Genomic DNA, 24,675 nt, shown 5'->3' with positions numbered 1-24,675 from the left:
GGCTCCGGACACCCCGGAAGATCGCGTACGCCACCCCGGCCAGCACGACCAGCGCGACGAGCCCCACCCAGAGGGCCCACGGCGCCCGGCCCTGGACCGCGGCTGCCGTCGCCGAGGCGTCGTCGAGATGCCCGTTGTCCAGGTCCTCGCGTGCGCTCGCGGCACCCACGTCCAGGAGCAGCACGAGCTCGCCGAGCTCGGTGACGGGGTTCTGGGTGCCGTCGACCGCAGCAGTGGCCGCGCCGACCTCCGCGGTCGCCTCGGCCGCTCTCGGCAGCAGGGTGGCCAGGTCCTGGTACTCACTGGTGACGTTCGCCGTCTCGTACGCCTTCTCGACCGCGGCGGGCACCGGGATCCCGGCCGCCTCGGCTGCCTCCTGCACGGCGACGGCGTCCTTGCTGCTGCCCTCGACCATCTCGATGACGGTCTCCGCGCTGTGGAACTGCCAGAACGACATCGGGTCGCGCACGCCCGCGGGCGGGACCCAGTCACCGTTGGCCCGGTCGAGCTCTTCGTACCGCGCGCGGGCTTCGCCGTGCGTCTTGAGCCTCCCCGCGTCCGGCTTGGTGAGGACCCAGGTGCGCAGCGCTCGTTCGGCCTTCTTCGGGGAAGCGCCGTGCTTGACGGCCAGGTCGAGGAACGTGGCCCAGTCGCCCGGCCGCGCGGCATCGCCGTCGGAGTCGTTCGTGTAGGCCGTACGCCCGCGGTAGACGTCGCTGAGCAGGGCGGTGAGCTGCTCGTCGGAGAGGTCCTCGACCATCGCGGAGACCGCGGTGAGCGAGGCCGAGTAGCCGTACACGTCCGCCTCCACACCCCGGCCCGACGAGTCCCATGTCGTCAGCGGGAAGGCGTCCTTGCTGCGCCGCTTGACCTTGTCGTAGCTCTGCCCCTTCGCGCCGGTCTCCTTCGTGACCCGCTGAGCGACCATCTCGGTCAGCCCCTCGGAGAGCCACCGCCCGCGGACGGTGTCCGGGTTGATCCAGGCGTGGGTCATCTCGTGGTAGAGGACCGCGGCGTCGAGGTCCTCCGAGACGACGATCTCGTCGGCGTCGGGGTCGAACCAGGCATACCCGAGCGCTTCGGAGGAGACGTCCTCGCGGATGGTGTCGAGGCCGCCGGGCCACTCGTGCCCGATCGTCTCCTCCAGGACCGGCAGTCCGGCGCGTACCTGCTTCTTGGCGAACTCTCGCCACTCCTTGTCGCCGGGGAAGCTCTGCAGCGAGACATCGGTGTCGCCGACGGCCATCTTCTCCTCGTCGTAGACCTTCGGGTCGCGGGCGGACACGCCGCCCTCGATGAAGTCGCCCTTCGCCTTCCAGGTCGTGGTGTGTCCCTTGGTCTTGCTCGTGAATCCGGGGACGGAGCTGGAGAAGTCCATCGTCCGCGGCAGCACGACCTCGACGGTCACCGAGTTGTCGTCACCGACACCGAGCACAGGGAAGACGGCATAGCCGTCGCCGATCCGGATGTGGTTCTTCTTCGCCCGGACCGGGGCGCCGCGCAGCTCGTACGTCCAGGTGATCGTGCGCGACTTGCCGTAGTAGAGGTTCGGGAACGAGACCGTGGCGACCTCGAGACCGGTGCCCTCGATCCGCTCGGTGCTCACCGCGAGCCGCGAGCCGTTGCTGGTCGCCCGGACCTTCTTCGCACCGGCCGGGATCGGGATCGCGTGACCGGTGAGGAAGTAGTAGGTCGTCGCCGTGCTCGGCTGCTGGTTGGTGACGGTGATCTTGGACTTCACCCGGACCACGCCCTCATCGAGGACGTAGCGGGTGCGCGACGACTCGGCGACGCCGTCGTCGGGCGCCGCGACGGCCGCCGGCGTCGTCATCACCAGGCCGGCGCCCAGGACCCCGAGCACGAACAGACCTGCCGCTGCGCGCCGGAGTCGACCTGCTCCCTGACCGTTCTCCACCCCGGCACCTTAGACCGATGCCCCGACGGGTACGTCTTCTTTAGCGCCTTCCGGGACGCACAGCCGGGGCGTCAGGCCCAGGGCGTACCCCACTTGTCGGCGTACGCGACCTCCTCCAGCGGGCGCCGGACGCGCTCGCGCTCCTCGCGCTCCGCGTCGCGGGGATCGACCTGCGCGGGGTCGCCGTGGAGGCCGACCGCGATCCCGGTCATCACCTTCCACCAGTCCGGTACACCGAAGGCCGCCGCCACGGCGTCGTGGTCGAACCCGGCGAACTGGTGGGAGGAGAGGCCGAGGGAGGCGGCCTGGACGGTCAGGTGCGCGGCCGCCTGACCGAGGTCGTAGTGGGAGTAGTCCGACCACTTCGGACCGGTGCCGTCCGGGCCCACGCTGACCTGGGAGATCGCGACGAACACCGCGGAGGCCCGCGGCACCCAGCCGGAGTTGCCGCGCGAGAGGTGGCTGACGAACGTCTGGTGCCCGGCCGATCCGCGGGGCAGGACCAGGAACGACCACGGCTGGCTGTTGCCCGCGCTCGGCGCCCACCGGGCCGCCTCGAGGAGCAGCCTGATCTCGGCGTCGGCGAGCTCGTGGGCCGGGTCGAAGACGCTCACCGACCAGCGGTCGCGCAGGTGCTCGGTCAGGTCCTCGGCGCCGGCCTGGGGCGCGCGCTTCGCGGCTGTCATGCCTCTATTCTGCAATGTCTACTGACTTGGGAGACAAACTGTCTCAGCGAGCGTCAGGCGAGGTAGCGGCCCGGCCGGTGGTTGAAGGCCAGGATGATGTTGAGGACGACCGCACCGACGGCGGACAGCAGGACCGTCACGGGCGAGACGACGAAGAGCGCGAGCAGGACGACGCTGACGTCGAGGCCCATCTGGACGTACCCGGCCCTGAGGCTGAGCCGCTCCTGCAGGAGCAGGGCGAGCACGTTGAACCCGCCGAGCGAGGCACCGTGGCGGAAGATCACCAGGAGCCCGAGGCCGACGAGCAGGTTGCCCGCCACGACCCCGTAGACGGTGTCGAGCCCGTCGAGCGGAAGCAGGTCGGCGTGGACCCGGGTCATCGCCGAGACCGCGATGACGCAGCCCAACGACCGCAGGGTGAAGCCGATGCCCTTCTTGGAGAGTGCGAGCCCGAAGAAGGGCAGGTTGACCAGGACGAACAGCACCTCGAACGGCAGCCCGGTCCAGTAGCTCACCAGCAGGCTCAGGCCGGCGGTGCCGCCGGTCACCGCGCCGACCGACTGGATCAGGTAAAGACCCAGCGAGGTCACCACGATGCTGGTCACGTAGCCGAGCGCGTCCTCCAGCAGGGTGTGGGGGACGCGGATCGACTCGAGGGAATCTGCGAACGGCTCGGACACGACACTCATTCTGGGTGTCGTATCCGATCCGTGCAGAATTCACCAGCGCGAGACTTGCGTCACGTTTCCGCTGGTCAGGCGGTGTTTGACCAGATCAGGCGGGCACCCGGGCGAGAGCGCTGACGATCTCGTCGACCTTGGCCTTGGCGTCACCGAAGAGCATCTGCGAGTTCCCCCGGAAGAAGAGCGGGTTCTGCACACCGGCATAGCCCGCAGCCATCGACCGCTTGAAGACGACGACGTTCTTGGCCTCCCAGACCCGCAGGACGGGCATGCCCGCGATCGGGCTGCTGGGGTCCTCGGCGGCGGCCGGGTTCACGGTGTCGTTGGCACCGATGACCAGGACGACGTCGGTCTCGGCCAGGTCGTCGTTGATCTCGTCCATCTCCAGGACGATGTCGTAGGGCACCTTGGCCTCGGCCAGCAGCACGTTCATGTGGCCCGGCAGACGGCCGGCGACGGGGTGGATGCCGAAACGTACGTCCACGCCCTTGTCCCGCAGGATGCGGGTGAGCTCGGCGACCGGGTACTGCGCCTGGGCGACGGCCATGCCGTAGCCCGGGGTGATCACGACGGAGGACGCGCCGGCGAGGAGCTCGGCGGTGTCCTCGGCGTTGATCTCGCGGTGCTCGCCGTAGTCGACGTCACCGGACGGGCCGGCCTCGATGCCGAATCCGCCGGCGATGACCGAGATGAACGAGCGGTTCATCGCCTTGCACATGATGTAGGAGAGGTACGCACCCGAGGAGCCGACCAGGGCACCGGTGACGATCAGCAGGTCGTTGCCCAGGAGGAAGCCCGAGGCGGCCGCGGCCCAACCGGAGTAGCTGTTGAGCATCGAGACCACGACCGGCATGTCGCCGCCACCGATGGAGGCGACCAGGTGCCAGCCGAGCGCCAGCGCGACGACGGTGACCGCGATCAGCAGCGGGAGCGTCGGGTTGATGACGTAGACGACCGTCAGGATCACGAAGACGACCAGGGCGCCGATGTTGATGATGTTCTTGCCGGGCAGCATCAGCGGGGCCGAGGAGATGCGAGCGGAGAGCTTGAGGAACGCGACGATCGAGCCGGTGAAGGTGACCGCACCGATGAAGACGCCGATGAAGACCTCGGCGGAGTGGATCGCGCCGCCCTCGATGTGACCGGCAGCGGCCTCGAGGTGACCGTTCCAGCCGATCAGGACGGCGGCCAGACCGACGAAGGAGTGCAGCAGCGCGATCAGCTCGGGCATGCCGGTCATCTCGACGACCTTGGCGCGCCACAGGCCGATGACCGCGCCGACCGCGACGGCGGCGACCAGGACGATCACCGCGGTGGTGGTGCCGTCGTCGACGACCTGGATGACGGTCGCGACGAGCGCCAGCGTCATGCCGGCCACGCCGTAGAGCCAGCCCTGCGAGGCGGTCTCGTGCTTGGACAGACCTGCCAGCGACAGGATGAAGAGGAGGGCGGCGACGAGGTAGGCGGCGCCGGCGATCGAGAAGATATCCATGACGTGTTACCTCAGGCCTTCCGGAACATCGAGAGCATGCGGCGGGTCACGGCGAAGCCACCGAAGATGTTGATGCTCGCCAGCAGCGTGGCGATGCCCGCGAGCACGAGCACCACGTTGTCGGCGACGGTGAGCTGCAGCAGGGCGCCCACGACGACGATCCCGGAGATCGCGTTGGTCACCGACATCAGCGGGGTGTGCAGCGCGTGGTGCACATGGCCGATCACGTAGAACCCGATGACCACCGACAGCGTCAGCACCGTGAAGTGCCGGGTGATCTCGGCCGGAGCGACCGCGTTGAGCAGGAAGAGCGCGAGCGCGCCGGTGCCGACCAGCGCGAGCTTCGCACCGGCGGAGAGCGGCTTCTTCTCCTCCTTGACCGCGACCTCGGCGGGCGCGGTCACGGCCGGAGCGGCGGAGACCTGGACCGGAGGCGGCGGCCAGAGCACGCCACCGTCGTGCACGACGGTCAGGCCGCGCTGGACCTGGTCCTCGAGATCGAGGGCGAGCACGCCGTCCTTCTCGGGCGTCACCAGCTTCATCAGGTTGACCAGGTTGGTGCCGTAGAGCTGGCTGGACTGCGCGGGCAGGCGCGCAGGCAGGTCGGTGTAGCCGATGATCGTGACGCCGTTGGGCGTGGTGACGACCTCGTCCTTGACGGTGCCTTCCACGTTGCCGCCCATCGCGGCCGCCATGTCGACGATGACCGAGCCGGGCTTCATCGACGCGACGTCGGCCGCGGTGATCAGCTTCGGGGCGGGGCGCCCCGGGATCAGCGCGGTCGTCACGATGATGTCGACGTCCTCGGCCTGCTCGGAGTAGATCTCCGCGGCGCGCTGGTCGTACGCCTCCGAGGTCGCCTTCGCGTAGCCGTCGGTCGACTTCTCGACCTCGACCTCCACCTTCAGGTATTCACCGCCGAGCGACTTGACCTGGTCGGCGACCTCCGGACGAGGGTCGGTGGCGCGCACGATCGCGCCCAGCGAGCTCGCGGCACCGATGGCGGCCAGACCGGCCACACCGGCACCGGCCACGAGCACCTTCGCCGGCGGCACCTTGCCCGCGGCGGTCACCTGGCCGGTGAAGAAGCGGCCGAAGCGGTGGGCGGCCTCGACGACGGCGCGGTAGCCGGCGATGTTGGCCTGGCTGGAGAGGATGTCCATGGACTGTGCCCGCGAAATGCGCGGCACCGCGTCCATCGCGAAGGCGTCGACCTTGCGGGCGGCCAGGGCGTCGAGCAGCTCGCTGCTCTGCGCCGGCGCCAGCGGGGCGACCAGGGTGGCGCCGCTCTTCAGCAGCTCGACCTCGCCGACGGAGGGGGCGTTGACCCGGAAGACCAGGTCGGCTCCCCACGCGTCGGCGGCCGTGCCGATGCGGGCGCCGGCCTCGGCGTACGCCTCGTCCTTGAAGCTGGACGCCTCGCCGGCTCCACCCTCGATGACGACGTCGTAGCCCAGACCGGTCAGCTGTTTGACGGTCGCGGGGGTGGCCGCGACCCGGGTCTCCCCGGGCTTCGTCTCTCGGGTCACTCCGATGAGCATCCTCGACTCCTTGGGTCTAGCTGCGCAGTGTCTTCAGTCTCCAGCAAGGTGGGACCCCGGTCAGCCGATCAGCGCGTGACCGATTCATGACCGGCCGGGTCCGGAACCCCACCGTGCTGGTTACTGGCCGGTAACGGTAGGGCAGATCAGCCCGTGGACACCAGGGTTGTCCGGTTGTATCGGTCCAATACCTGTGGTCTTCCTCACGGCCTCACGGGTGCTGCGAGTGGGTGGGATGTGGTGATGTCGGGGTAGTCCGGGAGCGAACTGTCCATTTACTGGCGAGTAATGGACAGTTCGCTCCCGGACTACCCCGAAATTCCGCGATCAGAGCCAGCCGAGCGTCGCGCCGTGGCCCTGCAACCAGCCGACGGCTCGTCCGTCGACCGCGAGAGAGAAGTGGTCCGGAGCGAGCGAGCTCGGGGCGGCCGGGGCGAGCGAGGGGATCACCCGTGGACCCTCCAGGCTGATCCAGTGGCAGCGGCCGGCCGCGACGAGCGCACGCATGCGGTTCTCGAGCTCGACGCGATCGCGCTCGTCCAGGTAGGCCACGGCGGCGCTGTGATGGACCACGGGCACACCGCCCGAGGCGGCGGCGACCTCGAGCGCGTCGTCCAGCCGGTCGAGCATGTCCCCGGCGATGAGGTGGGGTGGCTCGGCTCTGGTCACCTCGATCGCGGCGGCGAGGCGGTCGTGGCGCTCGTCGTGGCCCGGCCAGATCAGGGTGAGCAGCCAGCTCATGTCCTCCTGGTCGGTGACGTCGAGCGGGTTGAGGTCGATCCCGATGCGAGCGGTGATGCGTGGGTGTCGGGCGGGGACCGGAACCGGCCCGACTGTCGGGACCCGGAGCGTCGGCCCGCCCGATCCGCCGAGCTCGCCCGCGCCGTCCCAGCGGTAGTCGTAGCGGTCCGGGTAGAGACACAGGCCGGCGCTTGCACCGAGCTCCACCAGGGCGAGCGGGCCGTCCCCGAGCATGCCGAGCGCCGGGGTCAGCGCCGCCAGCCGAGCCACCTCGTTGGTCTGCGTACGCCGCGCCAGGATCGTCTCGCGCACCGCCGGCCACGCCGGGCCGAGGAGCACTGCCCGCAGGTTCTCGTACGGACCAGGCTCCAGGCCGTGCCACCTGGCCGCGGCGAAGACGAGGTTGGCCTGCTGCTTCAGCGCGGGCAGCTCGCTCAGCACCCGGAGCACCTCCGGGTCGTCGGCGACGGCGCTCGCCCAGGCGTGGTAGCAGGGCGAGGTGGACATCTCGGCGGCGTGGTAGCGGTAGCTCTCCCGGATGTCGGTCAGGTCGTTCAGCGGCAGCATGGCGTCTCCTCCTGGAACGGGTCGGGAGCTCACCGTGCCTCCGCGGAGCAGCACCGCGCGATGTCGATCGAGTCGACATGGCGCCGGAGCCGGTAGATGGGCGAGAGTGAGGTCGTGACGGAGTGGATCACGACCCGGGAGGCGGCTCAGCGCCTCGGGGTCAAGCGCACGACGCTCTACACCTATGTCAGCCGGCGCCTGCTCACCCGGCGACGCAGCGGTGGGGAGAGCCTGTTCGACCGCGCCGAGATCGACGCGCTGGCCGGCACCCGTCACCATCCCGGCTCCCCGCTCGGCGTGCTGCCGATGCGTGCGGTCCGCTCGAGCGTGAGCGAGGTGCGCGAAGGGGAGCTGTTCCTGCGCGGCGTGCCGCTGGCCGACCTGGCCGATGAGCCGTGGGACGAGGTGGTCGACCTGGTCCTGGGCACCGACCCCGCGATCGCCGTCGAGGTGCCGGAGCACCTGACCGCGCTGCCGCTCGACCGCCGGCTCCCCGCGCTCGCGCAGTGGGCAGGGTCCCCCGGCGAGCGGGTCGAGCCCGCCGCTGCCGCGGGCGTCGCCAAGGGGCTGCTCTCCGCCGCGCCCGTCGCACTCGGTGCTCAGGCGGAGCCGGGACGGCCGCTCCCCGACGCGATCTTCGCCGCCGTCGCCGGGCGCCCGGGCAGCCCGCGGGAGGTGGCCACGCTCAGCACCGCGCTGGTCGCGCTCGTCGACCACGGCCTGGCCGCCTCGGTGGTCGCGGCGCGGGTCGCGGCCTCGGCCCGGGCCTCGGCGTACGACTGCCTGGTCGCCGGTTACGCCGCGCTCTCGGGGCAGCTGCACGGCGGCATCGGTCCGTCCGCCCTCGCGGTGCTGAGGAGCGCCGGCCCGGAGGACGCGGAGCAGCGGCTGCCCGGTTTCGGGCACTGGCGCCACCCCGAGGGCGACCCGCGAGCGGACGCGATCCTCGCGCGCCTCGCCCTGGTCGAGGGTGCCGCACCGACCCTGGCGCGCCTGGACGAGATCGCGGAGCGGACCGAGCGCCGGCCGAACGTCGACGGCGCCCTCGCCGCGCTCGTCCTCACCTGCGGTCTGCCCGAGGACGCCGCGGAGGTGCTCTTCCAGGTCGGCCGTACGGTCGGCCTGGCCGCGCACGTCGTCGAGGAGTCGGGCGAGGACCCGCTGCGCTGGCGGGCGACCGACCCCACCGCCTGACCGGTACATCAGCCCGCGGCCGGACGCTCGCTGTCGAGCTGGTCCATGAACTGGGTGGGGTAGCGGTCGCCGCGGGCGGCACCGACCGGCACCGCCGCGTCGATGCGAGCGAGGTCGGCCTCGTCGAGCACGACCGCGTTCGCCCCGGCCATCGACTCGACCTGGCTGACCCGGCGAGAGCCGATGACGGGCACGATGTGCTCACCACGGGCGGCGACCCAGGCGATCGCGAGCTGCGCCAGGGTGACGTCCTTGGCCGCGGCGATCTCCTCCAGGGTGGTGAGCAGCGCGCGGTTGTGGTCGAGGTTGTCGCCCTGGAACCGCGGCATGTGCGCGAGCGCGCCGCCGAGCGCGCCGCTGCCCCCGATCAGGCCGCGGCCGAGGACGCTGTAGGCGGTGATGCCGATGCCCAGCTCGCGGCAGGTGTCGAGGATGCCGTTGGTCTCGATCTCCCGGCTGAGCAGGGAGTACTCGATCTGCAGATCGCTGATCGGGGCCACCGCGGCGGCCCGCCGGATGGTGTCGGCGCTGAGCTCGCTCAGCCCGATGTGGCGTACGTAGCCGGCATCGATCAGCTCCTGGACCGCACCCACGGTCTCCTCGATCGGCACCTGCGGGTCCAGGCGGGCGGGGCGGTAGATGTCGATGTGGTCGGTCCCGAGCCGCTGCAGCGAGTAGGTCAGGAACGACTTCACCGCCTCGGGACGGCCGTCGAAGCCGACCGGCAGCCCGACCGGGGTGAGCAGGGCGCCGAACTTCACCGAGAGCACCACGTCGTCGCGGTTCCGCTCGCGCAGCGCCCGGGCGATCAGCATCTCGTTGTGGCCGGCGCCGTAGAAGTCGCCGGTGTCGATGAGGGTGCCGCCGGCGTCGAGGTAGGCGTGGATGACGCGTACGCCCTCCTCGTCGTCGACGGCGCCGTAGGCGCCGGAGAGGCTCATCCCGCCGAGCGCGGGGGAGGTGACCTCCGGTCCGGTGCTGCCGAGCCGGCGCTTCTGGAACTGTGTCTGGGTTGCCTGTGAGTTCGTCATGCCACCACTGTGCGGGCTCCCCGAGACGTACGGCAGGGCCGGCTCATCCAGGGACAGCGTCTCCCTGGATGAGGATCGGCTCCGGATCGATACTGGTCGGTGTGACCGACCGCGAGGCACTCGCCGACTTCCTCCGCCGACGCCGGGCGCTGATCCGCCCGGCCGACGTCGGCCTGCCCGAGGGCACCCGCCGGCGTACGCCCGGCCTCCGGCGCGAGGAGGTCGCGATGCTCGCCGGTGTGTCCACCGACCACTACACCCGGCTGGAGCAGGCCCGCGGGTCGGCGCCCTCGGAGTCGGTGGTCAACGCGGTCGCCCGCGCGCTGCAGTGCGACCTCGACGAGCGCGACCACCTCTACTACCTGGCCGGGATGACCCCGCCGCCCCGCCGGGGCCACGTACGTCCCGGGCTCGTCGCTCTCGCCAACCGGCTCACCGACCTGCCCGTGATGATCTGCAACGACCTCGGCGAGGTGCTCTTCACCAACCCGATGGCCGACCTGCTGCTCGGGCACCTGCGCGGCGGCGGCCGGGACGGCCGGAGGAAGGTCGAGAACATGGTGTGGCGCTGGTTCACCGACCCGGACTTCCGGCAGATGCCCGAGGAGGACTGGGACCGGATCTCGGCCGTCCACGTCAGCGACCTGCGCGCGACCCACGCCCGTCGCGCCGGCGACCCCGACGTCACCGGTCTCGTCGACGACCTGCTCGCCGCGAGCGCGGAGTTCCGCGAGCTCTGGGAGCGCCACGAGGTGGGCGTACGCCGTGCCGACCGGAAGACATTCCTCCATCCCGAGGTCGGCGCGGTCGAGGTGCGCTGCGAGGTGCTCTTCAGCGAGGGGCAGGAGATCCAGCTGGTCGCCTACTTCCCCGCCGAAGGCACCGACGCGGCCGAGAAGCTCGACCTGCTCCGGGTGATCGGCACCCAGGCCTTCCCCTAGGCCGCGACCGCCGCGCGCGGGGCGGCCATCACCACCCGCAGGATCACGAACCGCACCACGGTGGCGGCGGCGTTGGCGACGACGAGCACCACCAGCTCGGTCGGTCTGGCCGGCATCGCGGAGGCCAGGTGGAGGAGCGCGAGGGAGCCCGACGTCAGCGCCAGCCCCAGCGCGAAGGCCAGCAGCCCGGCGACGTGATGTTTGACGGCACCCTGCCGCGCGGTGATCCCGAAGGTCAGCCGGCGGTTGGCGGCCGTGTTGGCGACCGCGGTCACCAGCAGGCTCACCAGGTTCGCGATCTGGGCGTCGACCGTGACCCGGAGGAGGGAGTAGAGGACGACGTACGCCAGGGTGCTCATCACCCCGACGGCGGCGAACCGCATCAGCTGCTCGGGCAACCCCCGCTGGGGAGTCGTCACGGTGACCGCGTTCGGGGAGGCCACGCCGCGCAGGTCGATCCGTCCCGACACCAGCCCCTTCAGGAGCCGAGCGATGCCGCGTACGTCCTCCTTGACGGTGGCCGCGATGTCGACACGGGAGTCGGGGTCGTCGACCCAGTCGACCGGAACCTCGTGGATGCGCAGCCCGGCCTCGGAGGCGAGCACGAGCAGCTCGGTGTCGAAGAACCAGCTGCCGTCCTCGATCAGCGGGAGCAGCCGCTCGGCGACATCACGCCGGATCGCCTTGAAGCCGCACTGGGCGTCGGTGAACTCGGCGGAGAGCACCCCGCGCAGCAGCAGGTTGTAGCCCTTGGACAGGAAGTCCCGCTTCGGGCCGCGCTCGATCCGGCTGCCACGGGCCAGCCGGGAGCCGATCGCGACATCGGAGTGGCCCGAGAGGAGCGGGGCGAGCAGGGGCGGCAGGGCTCGGAGATCGGTGGAGAGGTCGACGTCCATGTAGCCGACCACCTCCGCATGCGAGGTGGACCAGGCCGCCCTGAGTGCCCGGCCCCGGCCCTTCTCGTCCAGATGGATCGCCCGGACCCTGGTGATCTCGGTCGCGAGCCGCTGCGCGATCTCCCAGGTGCCGTCGGTGCTGGCGTTGTCGGCGATCGTGATGGTCGTGGAGTGGGGCAGGGTGCGCAGGTAGCCGTCGAGGTGGCGGACGGACGTCTCCAGGTCCTTCTCCTCGTTGTGCACCGGGATCACCAGGTCGACCGCCGTCAGCAGCCGCTTCTCCTCGAGGACCCACCCGCCGTCCGAGAGCTCCGTTCCCGCGGTCACGACGCGTCCGCCGTCAGGTCGTAGACGGTGCTGCTGCCGATGGTGGTCTGGGTGAAGTTCTCCTCCACCCAGGCGCTGATCTCGGAGGCGCTGGAGGTCTCGTCGCCGCCGCCTCTCGTGCCGCCCATCCCGCCCATGCCGCCCATGCCGCCGCCGGCGATGAAGTAGTGGATCTCGCCGTTCGCGACGTACTCCTGGAACTGCTCGAGCGTGATGCTGTTCGAGGTGCCGTTGAAGCCACCGATCGCCATCACGGCCTCGCCGGTCTCGAGCTGGAGTCCGGCCGCGGTCTGGGAGCCGATCGTCGCGGCCACCCAGGTGTAGTTGCCGGCGTTGGTGCTCACCGCCTCGGCGAGCTCCTCGTCGACCTGGCCGCCGCCCATCATCCCGCCGCCGCGCATCCCTCCAGCGGGTCCGCCGGGCATGCCGCCGGGCGTCGCCCCGGGCGTTCCTCCGGGCATCTGGCCGGTCGGCGGGGTGCCGTTCTGGGTCTGAGCACCCGGGCCACCGCCGGCACCGCCCGGGCGACCACCGCCCATCCCGCCCAGGCCGCCGCCCTCGTACGGACCCGCCGTCACGATCGAGCCGGTGTGGGCGGTGCCGATCGTCTGGATCGCGTACGCCGCAGGCCCGACGCCGAGGGTGACGGCGGCGGTCGCGAGGACCGCGGCCGCGGCCCGGCGGGTGAGCCTGTCCGCGAAGACGAACGCGGCGGCGAGCCCAAGACCGATGATCAGGACGGGCCAGCGCAGCGCGTCGTACGGCTGCTCGCCCGACTGTCCGAGGAGCACCCAGCCCCAGATCGAGCTGCCGGCCATGGCGACCGCCAGGGTGATCCGGGCGAAGAGGCTGTCGCGGTCGCGCCACATGACGACCGTGCCGACGACCGCGGTGATCGCGATCCACGGAGCCAGCGCGACCACGTAGTAGTCGTGGTAGATGCCCTCCATGAAGGAGAAGACCAGCCCGGTGACGAGCATCGTGGCGCCGCTGAGGATCAGCGCGGCGCGGGTCAGGTCGGTCCGTGGCGCCTTGCGCAGCGCGACGAGCCCGGTGACGAGGAACAGCAGGGCCGCGGGGAGCAGCCAGGAGACCATGCCGCCGGAGACGCCCTGGAAGAGGCGCAGGATCCCGGCCGCGCTGGAGAAGCCGGCGTTGCCGAGGCCGCCGTAGTCACCGCCGTTGAGCCGGCCGACGCCGTTGTAGCCGAGCGTCAGCTCGAGGAGCGAGTTGCCGGTCGAGCCGTCGATGTAGGGACGCCACGACTCGGGGATGAGCTCGACGATCGCGATGTACCAGCCGGCGCTCACGACCATGGCGACGAAGCAGCCGATGCCGTGCGCGACCCTCTTCCCGAACGAGCCCTTGCCCGCGATCAGGTAGACGAGGGCGATGGCCGGGATGATCAGGAACGCCTGCAGCATCTTGGTGAGGAAGCCGAACCCGAGCAGCGCACCGGCCAGCACCATCCAGCGCGCCTTGCCGGTCTCGATCGCCTTCAGCGTCGAGAACCCGGCGCCGACCAGCAGGAGGAGCAGCAGCGCGTCCGGGTTGTTGAACCGGAACATCAGCGCCGCCGCCGGCGTCAGCGCGGTGAACGCCCCCGCCGCGATCCCCGCCTGCCACGGCGCGACCTTCTTGACCAGTCCGTACGTCAGGCCGACCGTCGCCACGCCCATCAGTGCCTGCGGGACCAGGATGCTCCACGACGACAGCCCGAAGATGCGTACGGACAGGCCCATCACCCAGAGCGACGCCGGCGGCTTGTCGACCGTGATCGAGCTGCTCGCATCGAGCGCCCCGAAGAACCACGCCTTCCAGCTCTCACCCCCGGCCTGCGCGGCCGCGGAGTAATACTGGTTCGCGTACCCCGACTCGGACAGCGTCCACAGGTACGCCACCGCGGTCAGGGCGAGCAGAATGATCAGGGACGCGCGCTCGGGTGTCGGGCGCCATCGTGGTGTCGCTGTCGGCTCGGGTGCCGTTCTCGTCGTCGCTGGTTCGAGGAGCTGGGTCATACCCACGAGGCTCGGGCGTTGGACTGTGGCGGGCTTACGGTCCGGCTGTGCTCACCCTGTGTGCTGTGGTTCACAGTCCTGTCTCGCTGCAGTGGCAGGGTGGCGAAACCCTGCCGAGTCGGCTCCCGGTGGTCGAGCTTGTCGAGAACACCCTGTGCGTGACCGTTCTTCGGGGCTGGTCTGGGCCGCCGACCCGTTCTTTGAGGGTCTTCTCGATCTGGTCCGGCGTCAAGGACGCCCTGCGGGCGCCGGCTTCGCCGGCCGCTTCGCGGTCCTGGACTCCGGACCAGATCGAGAAAAGATTTGGCTGGCTATCGGGGCGGCGGCCCGGGTGTGGCGCGGTGCATTTCATTCCTGGGACGGATGGCGTTGCTGGGGCGTGAAGGGTGACCCTTCGGGCCACTTAGCATTCACAGAAGCGAGGATGCTCGCTCACCGCAAAAAGTGCATCTGAACAGGGATAATAGATAGTAAAGAGAGCGGTTGAGGCGTAGAATCAGAGCCATCACAACACACCTTTGAGAGAGGGGATGGCGATGAGTCTCGGGCGCGACATCGACCGCTGGGGCACCGACCCCGGTGACGCGATCGACGCCGAACTGGCCGCCATCGAAACCGCCCTCGACACACTGTTGACCAGGGACCCCGCCTACTGGCGCACCGAGCAGAAGAAAGACGCGTTGAAGCGGCTGGAGAAACTCCAGGCCAAGCTCGGCGCGGTCAGTGTTCAGGTGCTCGCCAGCGCCGGTGACATCGCAGAAGAGACCGGCGCGAAAGACGCCTCGGCCTGGATGCGGGCCGAACTGCTCATCGACAAGGGTGCGGCCCGCTCGCAGATCAAACTCGCCACCGGGGTCGCCAGGTACGACCTGGTGGCTGCCGGGCTGGCCGAGGGTGTGGTGTCGTTGGACAAGGCCCGGGTGATCACCAACGCACTCGACAAGATCAAGACCGACCCGGTCACCAGCGGCGAGGACCTGGTGTCGGCTGAGAAGCTGCTTGTCGAGTACGCGCGCACGTTGACCGTGAACCAGCTGCGGACCGTGGGCAAACGGATCCTGGTCGAGATCGACCCGGTCCGGTTCGAGGACGCCGAAGCCCGGGCGCTCCTGGCTGAGGAGCAACGGGCCCAGCAGAAGACCGCATTGCGGGTCTGGGACAACCACGACGGCACGATCGGGTTCGAGGGAGTCCTCCCGACCTCGATCGGGATGCGGTTCAAACGACTCGTCGAGGCCTACGCCCAGCCCCGCAAACAACACCTCGTCGGCAAGGGTGCTCCGTTGCCGCCGTGGGAGCGGATGATGGGCCAAGGGTTCTCCCGGTTGCTGGAGACTATCGACCCCGCCGCGCTGCCCCGCCATGGTGGCGACGCCACCGTGGTTAACGTAGTGATCAGCCTCGAGGAGCTCCGGAAGGACCTCGGGGTGGCCACCCTGGGCTATGACGAGACCAACGGCACCACGATCACCGCCGCCGAGGCACGGCGGATGGCCTGCAACGCCACCATCATCCCCTGGGTCCTCGGTGGCGATGGTGAGGTCCTCGACGCCGGCCGAGCAAGCCGGTTCTTCCAACCCATCCAACGCAAAGCACTCCGACTCCAGCAGAAGTGCTGCCAAGCCGAAGGCTGCGACATGCCCCCGGAATGGTGCGACGCCCACCACCTCGACCCCTGGGCCGCCGGTGGGAAGACCGACCTGAAGGACGGGGCTTTGTTGTGTCCGCATCATCACCGTCTGGCGCACAACCCGGCTTACATCCATGAGCGGTTGCCGGATGGGACCATCCGGTTCACCCGCCGCCCCTGAACCGGCCCGAGTTCTGAGTCGTCCCGGCCGGGCCACCGTCGTGCCGGCCCGTATCTGCGCGCGTTCACCACCCGTGCGGACACTTCCCGACCCGGTGCAGGGGGAAGCGTTCGGATACGCGGCGCTTCGGCTGTTGTACACACGAAGAGACCTCGAGCTTGCTGTGGACGCCAGCCACAGCCCCCAAGCCCGTGCCCAACTGAATCCGCTGCGCCACACCCTCGCCGCCGACCCGATACAGGCGAAATCTTTCTCGATCGGGTACCGGGTCAAGGATGGCCGCAGGCCACCGCGAAGCGGCGGGCGCACCCTGTCCTTGACGCGGTGCGTGATCGAGAAACAATCGAGGCAAGGGTCGGCGGCGAACACCGACACCAAGCCACGGCAACCCGAGAGCGGCGTCCCGAGACCAAACCAGCCTCGACAGAGCTCGACGACCAAGCCCAGCAAGCCCGAAAAGCAGGGCGCGACGCGCCGTACGTGTCCGAGATCACGTTCCCAGACACCCCCAAAACAAGAACACGTTCTAGTATTGAGCGTGAAACCCACGCTCGACGTCGTAACCACCTGGTGGAACGGATTCGGAGGGTTACACGACCCCCTTTAGGCTTGCCTTAGTACATCCACGGAAGGTTGAACTCCCTTATGCGTGACATCCGCGTTGCGATCGTCGGTGCCGGCCCGGCCGGCATCTACGCTGCCGACATCCTCACGAAGGAGCACCCTGGTGCGCGCGTCGACGTCATCGAGCGTCTGCCTGCCCCTTACGGCCTGGTTCGCTACGGCGTGGCTCCTGACCACCCGCGAATCAAGGAGATCATCAAGGCTCTGAAGCGCGTCCTGAACCAGGACAGCATCCGCTTCATCGGCAACGTCGACTTCGGCACAGACCTCAAGCTCGACGACCTGCACCGGTTCTACGACGCCGTCATCTTCGCCACCGGCGCGATGGCCGACCGCGAGCTCGACATCCCGGGGATCGACCTGCCTCAGTCCTACGGCGCGGCCGACTTCGTCAGCTGGTACGCCGGTCACCCCGACGTCTCCCGCGAGTGGCCCCTCGACGCCGAGGAGGTCGCCGTCCTCGGCGCCGGTAACGTCGCCCTCGACGTCGCCCGGATGCTGGCCAAGCCCGCCGACGAGCAGCTGGTCACCGAGATCTCCGACAACGTCTACCAGGGCCTGAAGAAGAACCCGGCCAAGACGGTCCACGTCTACGCCCGCCGCGGCCCTGCGCACATCAAGTTCAGCCCGATGGAGCTGCGCGAGCTCTCCCACTCCCCGTCGGTCCAGGTGGTCGTCGAGGAGGAGGGCTTCGAGATCGACGAGGCCGGCGAGAAGGCTATCCAGAGCCACAAGGCGACCAAGCTGGTGGCCGACATCCTCCTGAAGTACATGGAGGCGCCCGCCAGCGACAAGCCCCACAAGATCGTCATCCACATGATGCAGAACCCCGTCGAGATCGTCGGCGAGGACGGTCAGGTGGTCGCGCTGCGCAGCGAGAAGACCGAATACAACGGCGACGGCACCGTCACCGGCACCGGTGAGTTCACCGACACCCCGGTCCAGGCCGTCTACCGCGCCGTCGGCTACCTCTCCGAGGCGCTCCCCGACGTGCCCTTCGACAGCGAGAACGGCGTCATCCCCAACGCCGGCGGTCGAGTGCTCGACCTCAACGGCGAGCACATCGACGGGACGTACGTCACCGGGTGGATCAAGCGCGGACCGGTCGGCCTCATCGGCCACACCAAGTCCGACGCCAAGGAGACCATCGACAACCTCCTCCACGACCTCGACAAGCTCAAGCCGGCCGAGCACGCCTCCCCGGCGGCGGTCCTCGAGCACCTCTCCGGCAAGGGCGTCGAGTTCACCACCATCGAGGGCTGGGAGAGGCTCGACAACCACGAGCGCTCCCTCGGCGAGGCCCAGGGCCGCGAGCGGATCAAGGTCGTCCCCCGTGACGAGATGATCCAGATCTCCAACAGCTGACACATCACGTACGCAGCGGGCCCGGTCATCCTCCACGGATGACCGGCCCGCTCGCATTTCGCTGCTCTTCGGACGGCCCGCCCTCCACCGTGCGTCAACCCGGGGTTGACGCCACGCGATCGTCAACCTACAGTTGACGCATGACCGCATCGGGATCCGCCCCCGCACACCGACAACGGGAGATGGCCGAGTCGTTCGGTGCTGATGCCGACCGTTACGACAGAGCGCGGATGGCCTATCCCGACGAACTGATCGCCCGCACCCTGGACCTCTCCCCGGGACCCGAGATCCTGGACGTCGGGTGCGGGACCGGGATCGAGGCCAGGCAGCTTCAGGCGGCCGGTGCGCACGTGCTCGGCGTCGAGCCGGACGGGCGGATGGCGGCGTACGCACGCTCGCGCGGGCTCGTCGTGGAGGAGTCGCGGTTCGAGGACTGGGATGCCGCGGGACGTACGTTCGACGCGGTCGTCGCCGCACAGGCGTGGCACTGGGTCGATCCGGTGGCCGGCGCCGCGAAGGTGCGCAACGTACTGCGTCCCGGCGGCCTGTTCGCAGCCTTCTGGAACGTCTATGAGCCGCCCGCGCCGGTCGGCGACGCACTTCTCGAGGGCCTGAGGAAGGTCGTTCCCGACCTCCCTCCCGGCCTGGGTGGCATGAAGCAGGCGGACAAGACGTACGAAGCGGGTGCCCGGCAGGTCGGCGAGCGCTTCGTCGACCTCGGCGGGTTCGCCGAGCCGGAGCCGTGGCGTTTCTCGTGGTCGCGTGACGTCACGCGCGAGGAGTGGCTCGACTTCGTTCCGACGCAGGGCTTCCTCACCCGGCTGTCCGCCGAACAGTGTGCGCCGGTGCTGGAGGTGGTCGGTGCGGCCATCGACGACCTCGGCGGGACGTTCACGCTCAACACCGTCACCGTGGGCATCGCGGTCCCGTTCCGGCACGTGCCATGACCCGTCATTGTCGATCGACCTAGGAGAAACGCATGACCAGCACCCCAGACCCTGCCCTCAAGGCCGTACGCCTCGACACCCTGATCGACTCGATCAAGAAGGCTCGGACCGAGCCCTTGGACCAGCTCGCCGACGCGATGGTCGTCGGTGAGCACCTGGGCGAGGTGGCCGACCATCTGATCGGGCACTTCGTCGACCAGGCTCGCCGCTCCGGCGCCTCCTGGACCGAGATCGGGACCCGGATGGGGGTGACGAAGCAGGCGGCCCAGAAGAAGTACGTCCCCAAGGCCGGCGACCAGTCGCTCGACCCGAGCGCCGGGTTCGCGAAGTTCACCCCGCGCGCCCGCACGGTGGTCGTCGCCGCCCAAGGTGAGGCCCGGAAGGCCGCGAACGCGGAGACCGGGGTACCTCACCTCGTGCTCGGTCTCCTCGCCGAGCCCGAAGGGGTCGCGGGCCACGCGATCCGGGCCCAGGGCGTGACCCTCGACAAGGTCCGCGAGGTGGCGACCGCCGCGACCCCGGAGCCCTACGGCGAGGTCGGGGAGATGATCCCGTTCACCGCCGACGCCAAGAAGGTGCTCGAGCTGACCTTCCGCGAGGCCCTCCGGCTCGAGCACTCCTACGTCGGCACCGAGCACATCCTGCTCGCCCTCCTCGAGCACGAGGACGGCGCCGGGATCCTCCACGACGCCGGCGTCGACAAGGAGGCGACCGAGCAGAGCATCACCTCGATCCTCGACTCGCTCAAGGTCGACTTCGCCGACACCGACACCGCGGAGTAGCCCGCCCGGGGACTACCTGATCTGAGGGACCGTCGGCACGAGCGCGCAGCACGTGCCGACGGTTTCGCTACGTTCCGAGGATCTGGAGGTACCCATGTCACGCTGTGTTGCCCGACTTGTCCTCGGCCTCGTCCTGGTCGCCGCGGTCCTCAACGTGCCTGTCGCGGTGACGGCACCGTCAGCGGAGGCGGCCTGCCGGCCCGCGCTCAAGTCGCTGACGCTCGCCCGGAGCACCGTCGCCGGAGGCGCGTCGACCACCGCGACGATCAGGCTCACCTGCCGAACGCCCCGGCGCGCGAAGGTGCAATTGTGGGCCAGCACCGGCATCCGGGTCCCGGCGTACGTCTATGTCGCCGGCGGCCGGAGCACGCGCGAGGTCACCGTCCGGACCTCACCCACGACGGTCCGCAGCAGCGGCAGAGTCAAGGCCGTCTACCGGCAGGTGGTACGCCGCGCGACGCTCGTCCGCACCGTCACCCCGTGCTACCCCGCGCCGGTGCCCACCGCGGTGGCGTTGCCCGCCTACGTCCACGCCGGTCAGAACGCCACCGGGACGGTCACGCTCGACTGTGTCGCCAAGACGTCGCTGGCGGTGACCCTGACCTCGAACTCGTCCTGGGTCACGGTCCCGGGCACGCTCACGGTTCAGGCCGGGCGGCGTACGGCGTCGTTCACGGCGGTCACGAAGGCGCCGGCGGTCGGGACCCTGCCCGCGTTCAACGTGACGATCAGGGCGGCCCGCAACGGGAAGAGCGCCGCCCGGACGATGCAGGTCCGACCGGAGATCCGGCCCTTCCGGGCCGGTGACCGGTTCACCGTCAACGAGCCGATCCTGACGCCCGAGGGCTCGGACGGCTGGGTGCACGGGATTCTCCGGATCACCCTGGACCATCCGGCCCCGCCGGGCGGACTCGACGTGAAGGGATCCTTCCTCCCCGAAGGGGAGACCGTGACCGAGGTGGCGATCGGGTTCGACTCCTATCCGCCCGACTCCCGCGTGACCGACCACCTCGTGATCACGGACTCCGCCGGCAACGTCCTGGTTCACGAGGACTTCACCTACACCGTCCATCCCACGCCGTGACCCGCACGGAGGGGCCGCCCCACTACGGACCGACCCCTCCGCTCTCCGCTGCCCCTGGCACGCCGGAACAACACCCCTGTGCCCGACATGTGCCAGGGACGACTCATTTCCGGGGTAGTCCGGTAGCGAACTGTCCATATACCCGTCAGTAATAGACAGTTCGCTACCGGACTACCCCGGATTCGCCGCTAGACGCCGCTGGGGGCCAGGACGATGTCGAACCGCACCTTCGACCAGGTGCCGTCGACGACCCGTCCGTCCGGCGTGGCCGCGCCGGCAGGCTGCTGCTCGAACTTCTTGATCAGCGACTCCTTGACGCCGAAGACGGTGTCCTTCCAGCCGATCGGGTCGCCCTCGGGGAAGATGTGGGTGACCAGCGTGCGGCAGCCCTCGTGGCTGACCATGAAGTGCAGGTGCGAGGCACGCAGCGGCGAGCGCCCGACCGCGGTCAGCATCTTGCCGACGGGGCCGTCGTCGGGGATCGGGTACGGCGTGGGCGTCAGCCCCCAGAACCGGTAGCCGCCGTCGGCGTCGGTGAACAGGTGCGCCCGCGCTGCCCGGGAACCGGCGTCACGCTGGACGTCGTAGAGCCCGTCCTCGTCGGCCTCCCAGACCTCGATCCTGGCTCCGACCAGCGGTTTCCCGTCCGTGTCGGTGACCGTCCCCGAGACCCAGCACGGCTCGCCCGGGGCCCCGAACGCCATGTCCCCACCCAGCTCGATCGCCGGGGAGTCCTCCACGAAGAACGGCCCGAAGACCGTGGCCTCGGTCGCATCGGCGTACGCCTCGTTGTTGATGTTGATCGTCTGCATCGAGGCGCCGAGGGTGTCGGAGAGGAGGATGAACTCCTGGCGTACGTCGTCGGTGATGTGGCCGGCCTTCGTCAGGAAGTCGATCGCCTCGCCCCACTCCTCCTCGGTGAGGCGTACGTCGCGGATGAAGGCGTGCAGGTGCCGCGTCAGGGAGACCATGACCTCCTTCAGGCGCGGGTCCTCGCAGGCGTCGAAGGACGCGACCACGGTGTCGACCAGGGTCTGCTCGACCGCCTGCTGCTGGGGTGAGATCTCGGTGGCCATCAGCTCTCCTCTCCCGCCCACGCCGCGGTCAGCAGCGCGGTCAGGTTCTCCTCGGTGACCGGGGTCGGGTTGTTGTCGGGGATCGCGGCCAGGATCGGCGCGACCGCCTTGGCGATGCCCTCCTCGGGCATGCCGTAGTCCTGGAGCGCCTGCGGCGCGGCGAGCGCCGTGCGCAGCTCTGCCAGCCCCTCGACGGCGCTCGATGCTCCGAACGCGGCCGCCATCCGCGCCTCCGCCTCAGGGGCGTTCGGCGCGTTGAAGGCGAGCACGTGCGGAAGCACGACGGCGTGGGTCTGGGCGTGCGGCAGGTTGAACATGCCGCCCAGCACGTGGCAGATCTTGTGGTGCATCCCGGACCCGGCGGAGGTGAACGAGACCGCCGCCAGGTAGGCGCCGTAGAGGGTCTGCTCGATCCCCTCGACGCTGGCGGAGTCGCGCGCGACCTTCGGCAGGCCGGCGGCGAGCCCTCGGATCCCCTCGGCGGCGTTGACCTGGTCGATGGGGTCCACACGCGGCCCCCACATCGCGTCGACGCTGTGCGCGAGCGCGTTCAGGCCGCTGGCGACGGTCATCTCCCAGGGCAGCGTCCTCAGCAGCGCCGCGTCGTAGACGACCGTACGCGGCAGGACCCGGGCGTCGACGCCGGTGGTCTTGGTCTCCCCCGAGGTCAGGCCCCAGACGTTGGTCGCCTCGGACCCGGCGTACGTCGTCGGGACAGCCACGATCGGCAGCCCCGTGGTGAGCGCGACGGCCTTGGCGAGGCCGGTGGTCGAGCCCCCGCCGACGCACACCAGCGCGTCGGCGGCGGCCTCAGCCGCCCGCTCACGAGCCCGCTCGGCGACCTCGACCGGCACGTGCATCACGACCTCGTCGTGGCGCAGCGCGACCGGTACGTCGGCGGTCACCCGGGCGGCGAGCTCGGCCTCGCGCGCGCCGGCGATGACCATCACCCGCCGCGCACCGAGCTCGTCGATCTCCGCGGCCACCGCCGCGGGCGCCTCGCCGGTGGCGAAGCGGACTCGCTGCGGCAGCGACTCGTGCGTGAACTTCATGAGATTCCCCCGCTCAGCCGGAACGATCAGGCCTTGCCCAGCAGCGTCGCGACCGCCTCGCCCAGCACGGCGCCGGGGTCCTCGGGGAGCGACATCGACCGCCAGGCGATGTGCTTGTCGGGGCGCACCAGGAGGGCACCCGACTCCTCGACCTCGCGGAGCTTGGCCCAGTCGAAGTAGAGGTCGGTGACCGCCCGGCCCGGGCCGATCACGACGGTCTGGAGCGGGATCCCGAACTTCGTCCGCGCCGCCTCCGCCGCGTCCTCCCACGCCTCACCCGCGACGCCGGTGATCAGTGTCCACTGCGTGTAGGGGGCGAGGTCGAGCATCGCGTGCTTCTCGACGTTGTCCCCGACCCAGGCGTGCGGCAGGTGCGCGCCCGGCGAGGTCGACATCCGGTGGTAGAGGTCCTCGTCGTCGGTCGGCGCCGGCCGGGTGCCGTCGGAGACGATCGCGTCGGACTCGTAGAACTGGCCGAGCTCGACGCCGTGGGCGTTGAACTCGTAGTTCTTGCGCTCCATCGCGGTGACCAGCGCGGCCCGCTTGGCCGCACCCTCGGGGGTGTTGGCCTTGCGCTCCTCGATGGCCTGGGCCATCTCCTCGCCCTCGAGACCGACGACACCGAGCGCCTCGAAGAGCTCGCCGAACTCGCGGGCGGACTGGTTGGCGCGGGTGACGATGCGCTTGGCGACCGGGGCGCGCTCGGCGGAGTAGGACTCCAGGAGCGACGGCTCGGCGTACCCCTGGAGCACCGCGGCGAGCTTCCAGGCCAGGTTGTAGGAGTCCTGGATCGAGGTGTTCGAGCCGAGACCGTTCGACGGCGGGTGCCGGTGGATGGCGTCGCCGGCGCAGAAGACGCGGCCCTTCTGGGCGTGGGTCGCGTACATCTCGTTGACGCCCCACAGCGAGTAGCCGGTCACGTCCGGCTCCAGGTCGGGCATCCCGAGCAGGTCGCGGATGACCTTGACGGCGTACTCCTCGGTCAGCTCGGGCGGCGGCTGGTTGATGTCGTAGCCCCACACGATCAGCCACTCGTCCCACGGGCGGACCATGCGGACCAGGCCGGTGCCGATGCCGCCGACGTTCGAGCCGGGCTGGATGACCCAGTAGAGGACCGAGGGGCGGTGGTCGACGAGCTCGGAGAGGTCGGCCTTGAAGGTGATGTTCATCGAGCCGGCGATGTCCATCGCGCCCTCGAGCGGCAGGTCGATGTCGGCGCCGACCTGGGTGCGGGCGCCGTCGGCGCCGATGAGGAACTTCGACCGGATCTTGTACTCGTGGCCGGTCAGCCGGTCGCGGGCGATCGTGGTGACGCCCTCGTCGTCCTGGGTGTGGCTCAGGTATTCGGTGGAGAACCGCGTCTGAGTGCCGCGCTCGGTCGCGTTGCGGACCAGGATCGGCTCGAGGTAGGTCTGCGGGATGTCGACGGTCAGGCACGGGCTGGCCAGCTGGTAGTCGGCCTCGCGGTCGGGCCGGGTGCCCCAGGTGCGGATGCGGCCGATCTCCTCGCCGGCGATGCTCGTGCAGAAGACGGTGTCGCCGACGAGCTCGTGCGGCGTCGCGTCGGCGAGCACCTGCTCCTCGATGCCCAGGTCGCGGAAGATCTCCATGGCGCGCTGGTTGGTGATGTGCGCCCGCGGGGTGTTAGCGGTCCAGCGGTACTTCGTGATCATGATGTTGTCGACACCGAGCTCGCTCAGGAAGAGCGCGGCGGACGCACCGGCCGGACCGGATCCCACGACGAGGACGTCGGTGGTCACGACATCCTCGGTCTCGGGGACCTCGGTCTCTTTCTGGCCGTCGTCGAAGACTGGCATGTTCCTCACCTTTCCGAGGCCGCGGCGGGGTGTGGGATCGCAGCCTCAGGGCGAGTCTTACCGGCCCGCTCGGGCCGCTTCAAAG

General features: G+C 70.0%; 18 protein-coding genes. 7 read left to right on the top strand and 11 right to left on the bottom strand.

Going from position 1 to position 24,675, the window contains the following annotated elements:
• Positions 1 to 1,986: 1,986 nt before the first annotated feature.
• The 5 genes from ACZ6WN_RS01220 to ACZ6WN_RS01200 all read right to left on the bottom strand — a co-directional run bounded on the left by ACZ6WN_RS01220 (position 1,987) and on the right by ACZ6WN_RS01200 (position 7,625).
• Positions 1,987 to 2,601 carry a nitroreductase family protein gene (locus ACZ6WN_RS01220; protein ID WP_465862172.1) on the bottom strand — a complete coding sequence of 205 codons (615 nt, stop codon included), beginning with the start codon at positions 2,599 to 2,601 and terminating at the stop codon, positions 1,987 to 1,989.
• A 53-nt stretch (positions 2,602 to 2,654) separates the two neighbouring features.
• Positions 2,655 to 3,290 carry a YitT family protein gene (locus ACZ6WN_RS01215; protein ID WP_465862171.1) on the bottom strand — a complete coding sequence of 212 codons (636 nt, stop codon included), beginning with the start codon at positions 3,288 to 3,290 and terminating at the stop codon, positions 2,655 to 2,657.
• 85 nt (positions 3,291 to 3,375) lie between these two features.
• The gene (gene pntB / locus ACZ6WN_RS01210) at positions 3,376 to 4,776 is read right to left on the bottom strand and encodes a Re/Si-specific NAD(P)(+) transhydrogenase subunit beta (protein ID WP_465862170.1); all 1,401 of its coding nucleotides are present in this window, start codon (positions 4,774 to 4,776) and stop codon (positions 3,376 to 3,378) included.
• Between the two features lie 11 nt (positions 4,777 to 4,787).
• Positions 4,788 to 6,317, bottom strand: coding sequence for a Re/Si-specific NAD(P)(+) transhydrogenase subunit alpha (locus ACZ6WN_RS01205; protein WP_465862169.1), 1,530 nt, complete (start codon positions 6,315 to 6,317; stop codon positions 4,788 to 4,790).
• 327 nt (positions 6,318 to 6,644) lie between these two features.
• Positions 6,645 to 7,625: a DUF2332 family protein gene (locus tag ACZ6WN_RS01200; RefSeq protein ID WP_465862167.1), complete on the bottom strand. Its 981-nt coding sequence runs from the start codon at positions 7,623 to 7,625 to the stop codon at positions 6,645 to 6,647.
• A 114-nt stretch (positions 7,626 to 7,739) separates the two neighbouring features.
• Between ACZ6WN_RS01200 and ACZ6WN_RS01195 the strand changes: the two genes are divergently transcribed.
• On the top strand, positions 7,740 to 8,819 hold the full coding sequence (locus ACZ6WN_RS01195; RefSeq protein ID WP_465862165.1) for a citrate synthase: 1,080 nt from the start codon (positions 7,740 to 7,742) through the stop codon (positions 8,817 to 8,819).
• Positions 8,820 to 8,827: 8 nt separating this feature from the next.
• On the opposite strand, the gene ACZ6WN_RS01190 is transcribed toward ACZ6WN_RS01195, so the two are convergent.
• Positions 8,828 to 9,850: an aldo/keto reductase gene (locus tag ACZ6WN_RS01190; protein WP_465862164.1), complete on the bottom strand. Its 1,023-nt coding sequence runs from the start codon at positions 9,848 to 9,850 to the stop codon at positions 8,828 to 8,830.
• A 101-nt stretch (positions 9,851 to 9,951) separates the two neighbouring features.
• Here ACZ6WN_RS01190 and ACZ6WN_RS01185 point away from each other — a divergent pair, with 101 nt between their 5' ends.
• Entirely contained in the window at positions 9,952 to 10,791 is an 840-nt protein-coding gene (locus ACZ6WN_RS01185) for a helix-turn-helix transcriptional regulator (protein WP_465862163.1), read from the top strand.
• Here the strand turns inward: ACZ6WN_RS01185 and ACZ6WN_RS01180 are convergent.
• Both ACZ6WN_RS01180 and ACZ6WN_RS01175 read right to left on the bottom strand, forming a co-directional pair.
• Positions 10,788 to 12,014: a glycosyltransferase gene (locus ACZ6WN_RS01180; protein WP_465862162.1), complete on the bottom strand. Its 1,227-nt coding sequence runs from the start codon at positions 12,012 to 12,014 to the stop codon at positions 10,788 to 10,790. The two genes, ACZ6WN_RS01185 and ACZ6WN_RS01180, sit on opposite strands and share 4 nt — an antisense overlap.
• Positions 12,011 to 14,032, bottom strand: coding sequence for an ArnT family glycosyltransferase (locus ACZ6WN_RS01175; RefSeq protein ID WP_465862160.1), 2,022 nt, complete (start codon positions 14,030 to 14,032; stop codon positions 12,011 to 12,013). Before ACZ6WN_RS01175 ends, ACZ6WN_RS01180 begins: the two co-directional genes overlap by 4 nt.
• A gap of 536 nt (positions 14,033 to 14,568) precedes the next feature.
• Between ACZ6WN_RS01175 and ACZ6WN_RS01170 the strand changes: the two genes are divergently transcribed.
• From ACZ6WN_RS01170 to ACZ6WN_RS01150, 5 genes are all read left to right on the top strand, one after another.
• The gene (locus tag ACZ6WN_RS01170) at positions 14,569 to 15,843 is read left to right on the top strand and encodes an HNH endonuclease signature motif containing protein (protein ID WP_465862159.1); all 1,275 of its coding nucleotides are present in this window, start codon (positions 14,569 to 14,571) and stop codon (positions 15,841 to 15,843) included.
• Positions 15,844 to 16,488: 645 nt separating this feature from the next.
• The gene (locus ACZ6WN_RS01165; protein ID WP_465862158.1) at positions 16,489 to 17,832 is read left to right on the top strand and encodes an FAD-dependent oxidoreductase; all 1,344 of its coding nucleotides are present in this window, start codon (positions 16,489 to 16,491) and stop codon (positions 17,830 to 17,832) included.
• Between the two features lie 140 nt (positions 17,833 to 17,972).
• A complete protein-coding gene (locus ACZ6WN_RS01160) occupies positions 17,973 to 18,779 on the top strand; it encodes a class I SAM-dependent methyltransferase (protein ID WP_465862157.1) in 807 nt (268 codons plus the stop codon).
• Between the two features lie 32 nt (positions 18,780 to 18,811).
• Complete coding sequence (locus ACZ6WN_RS01155; RefSeq protein ID WP_465862155.1) at positions 18,812 to 19,561, top strand: Clp protease N-terminal domain-containing protein; 750 nt, start codon at positions 18,812 to 18,814, stop codon at positions 19,559 to 19,561.
• A 94-nt stretch (positions 19,562 to 19,655) separates the two neighbouring features.
• Positions 19,656 to 20,645 (top strand): hypothetical protein, encoded by a 990-nt coding sequence (locus tag ACZ6WN_RS01150; RefSeq protein WP_465862154.1) that lies wholly within the window; start codon positions 19,656 to 19,658, stop codon positions 20,643 to 20,645.
• A gap of 188 nt (positions 20,646 to 20,833) precedes the next feature.
• Here ACZ6WN_RS01150 and ACZ6WN_RS01145 read toward each other — a convergent pair whose 3' ends face one another.
• Genes ACZ6WN_RS01145 through ACZ6WN_RS01135 form a run of 3 tightly spaced genes read right to left on the bottom strand, consistent with a single transcriptional unit; the run spans position 20,834 to position 24,590 of the window.
• Entirely contained in the window at positions 20,834 to 21,721 is an 888-nt protein-coding gene (locus tag ACZ6WN_RS01145) for an intradiol ring-cleavage dioxygenase (RefSeq protein ID WP_465862153.1), read from the bottom strand.
• Positions 21,721 to 22,773 (bottom strand): maleylacetate reductase, encoded by a 1,053-nt coding sequence (locus ACZ6WN_RS01140; RefSeq protein ID WP_465862152.1) that lies wholly within the window; start codon positions 22,771 to 22,773, stop codon positions 21,721 to 21,723. Before ACZ6WN_RS01140 ends, ACZ6WN_RS01145 begins: the two co-directional genes overlap by 1 nt.
• Positions 22,774 to 22,799: 26 nt before the next feature.
• The gene (locus ACZ6WN_RS01135; protein WP_465862151.1) at positions 22,800 to 24,590 is read right to left on the bottom strand and encodes an FAD-dependent oxidoreductase; all 1,791 of its coding nucleotides are present in this window, start codon (positions 24,588 to 24,590) and stop codon (positions 22,800 to 22,802) included.
• Positions 24,591 to 24,675 lie beyond the last annotated feature (85 nt).

The sequence above is a fragment of the Nocardioides sp. NPDC054178 genome (assembly GCF_055585005.1).
Note: the sequence above shows the minus strand (reverse complement) of the source record. Positions and strands in the feature narration are given on the sequence as shown.

Bases quoted from the DNA above. Each gene is read 5' to 3' on its own strand.
- ACZ6WN_RS01220 (WP_465862172.1), bottom strand. From the start codon at position 2,601: ATGACAGCCGCGAAGCGCGCGCCCCAGGCCGGCGCCGAGGACCTGACC.
- ACZ6WN_RS01215 (WP_465862171.1), bottom strand. From the start codon at position 3,290: ATGAGTGTCGTGTCCGAGCCGTTCGCAGATTCCCTCGAGTCGATCCGC.
- pntB (WP_465862170.1), bottom strand. From the start codon at position 4,776: ATGGATATCTTCTCGATCGCCGGCGCCGCCTACCTCGTCGCCGCCCTC.
- ACZ6WN_RS01205 (WP_465862169.1), bottom strand. From the start codon at position 6,317: ATGCTCATCGGAGTGACCCGAGAGACGAAGCCCGGGGAGACCCGGGTC.
- ACZ6WN_RS01200 (WP_465862167.1), bottom strand. From the start codon at position 7,625: ATGCTGCCGCTGAACGACCTGACCGACATCCGGGAGAGCTACCGCTAC.
- ACZ6WN_RS01190 (WP_465862164.1), bottom strand. From the start codon at position 9,850: ATGACGAACTCACAGGCAACCCAGACACAGTTCCAGAAGCGCCGGCTC.
- ACZ6WN_RS01175 (WP_465862160.1), bottom strand. From the start codon at position 14,032: ATGACCCAGCTCCTCGAACCAGCGACGACGAGAACGGCACCCGAGCCG.
- ACZ6WN_RS01170 (WP_465862159.1), top strand. From the start codon at position 14,569: ATGAGTCTCGGGCGCGACATCGACCGCTGGGGCACCGACCCCGGTGAC.
- ACZ6WN_RS01165 (WP_465862158.1), top strand. From the start codon at position 16,489: ATGCGTGACATCCGCGTTGCGATCGTCGGTGCCGGCCCGGCCGGCATC.
- ACZ6WN_RS01160 (WP_465862157.1), top strand. From the start codon at position 17,973: ATGACCGCATCGGGATCCGCCCCCGCACACCGACAACGGGAGATGGCC.
- ACZ6WN_RS01155 (WP_465862155.1), top strand. From the start codon at position 18,812: ATGACCAGCACCCCAGACCCTGCCCTCAAGGCCGTACGCCTCGACACC.
- ACZ6WN_RS01150 (WP_465862154.1), top strand. From the start codon at position 19,656: ATGTCACGCTGTGTTGCCCGACTTGTCCTCGGCCTCGTCCTGGTCGCC.
- ACZ6WN_RS01145 (WP_465862153.1), bottom strand. From the start codon at position 21,721: ATGGCCACCGAGATCTCACCCCAGCAGCAGGCGGTCGAGCAGACCCTG.
- ACZ6WN_RS01140 (WP_465862152.1), bottom strand. From the start codon at position 22,773: ATGAAGTTCACGCACGAGTCGCTGCCGCAGCGAGTCCGCTTCGCCACC.
- ACZ6WN_RS01135 (WP_465862151.1), bottom strand. From the start codon at position 24,590: ATGCCAGTCTTCGACGACGGCCAGAAAGAGACCGAGGTCCCCGAGACC.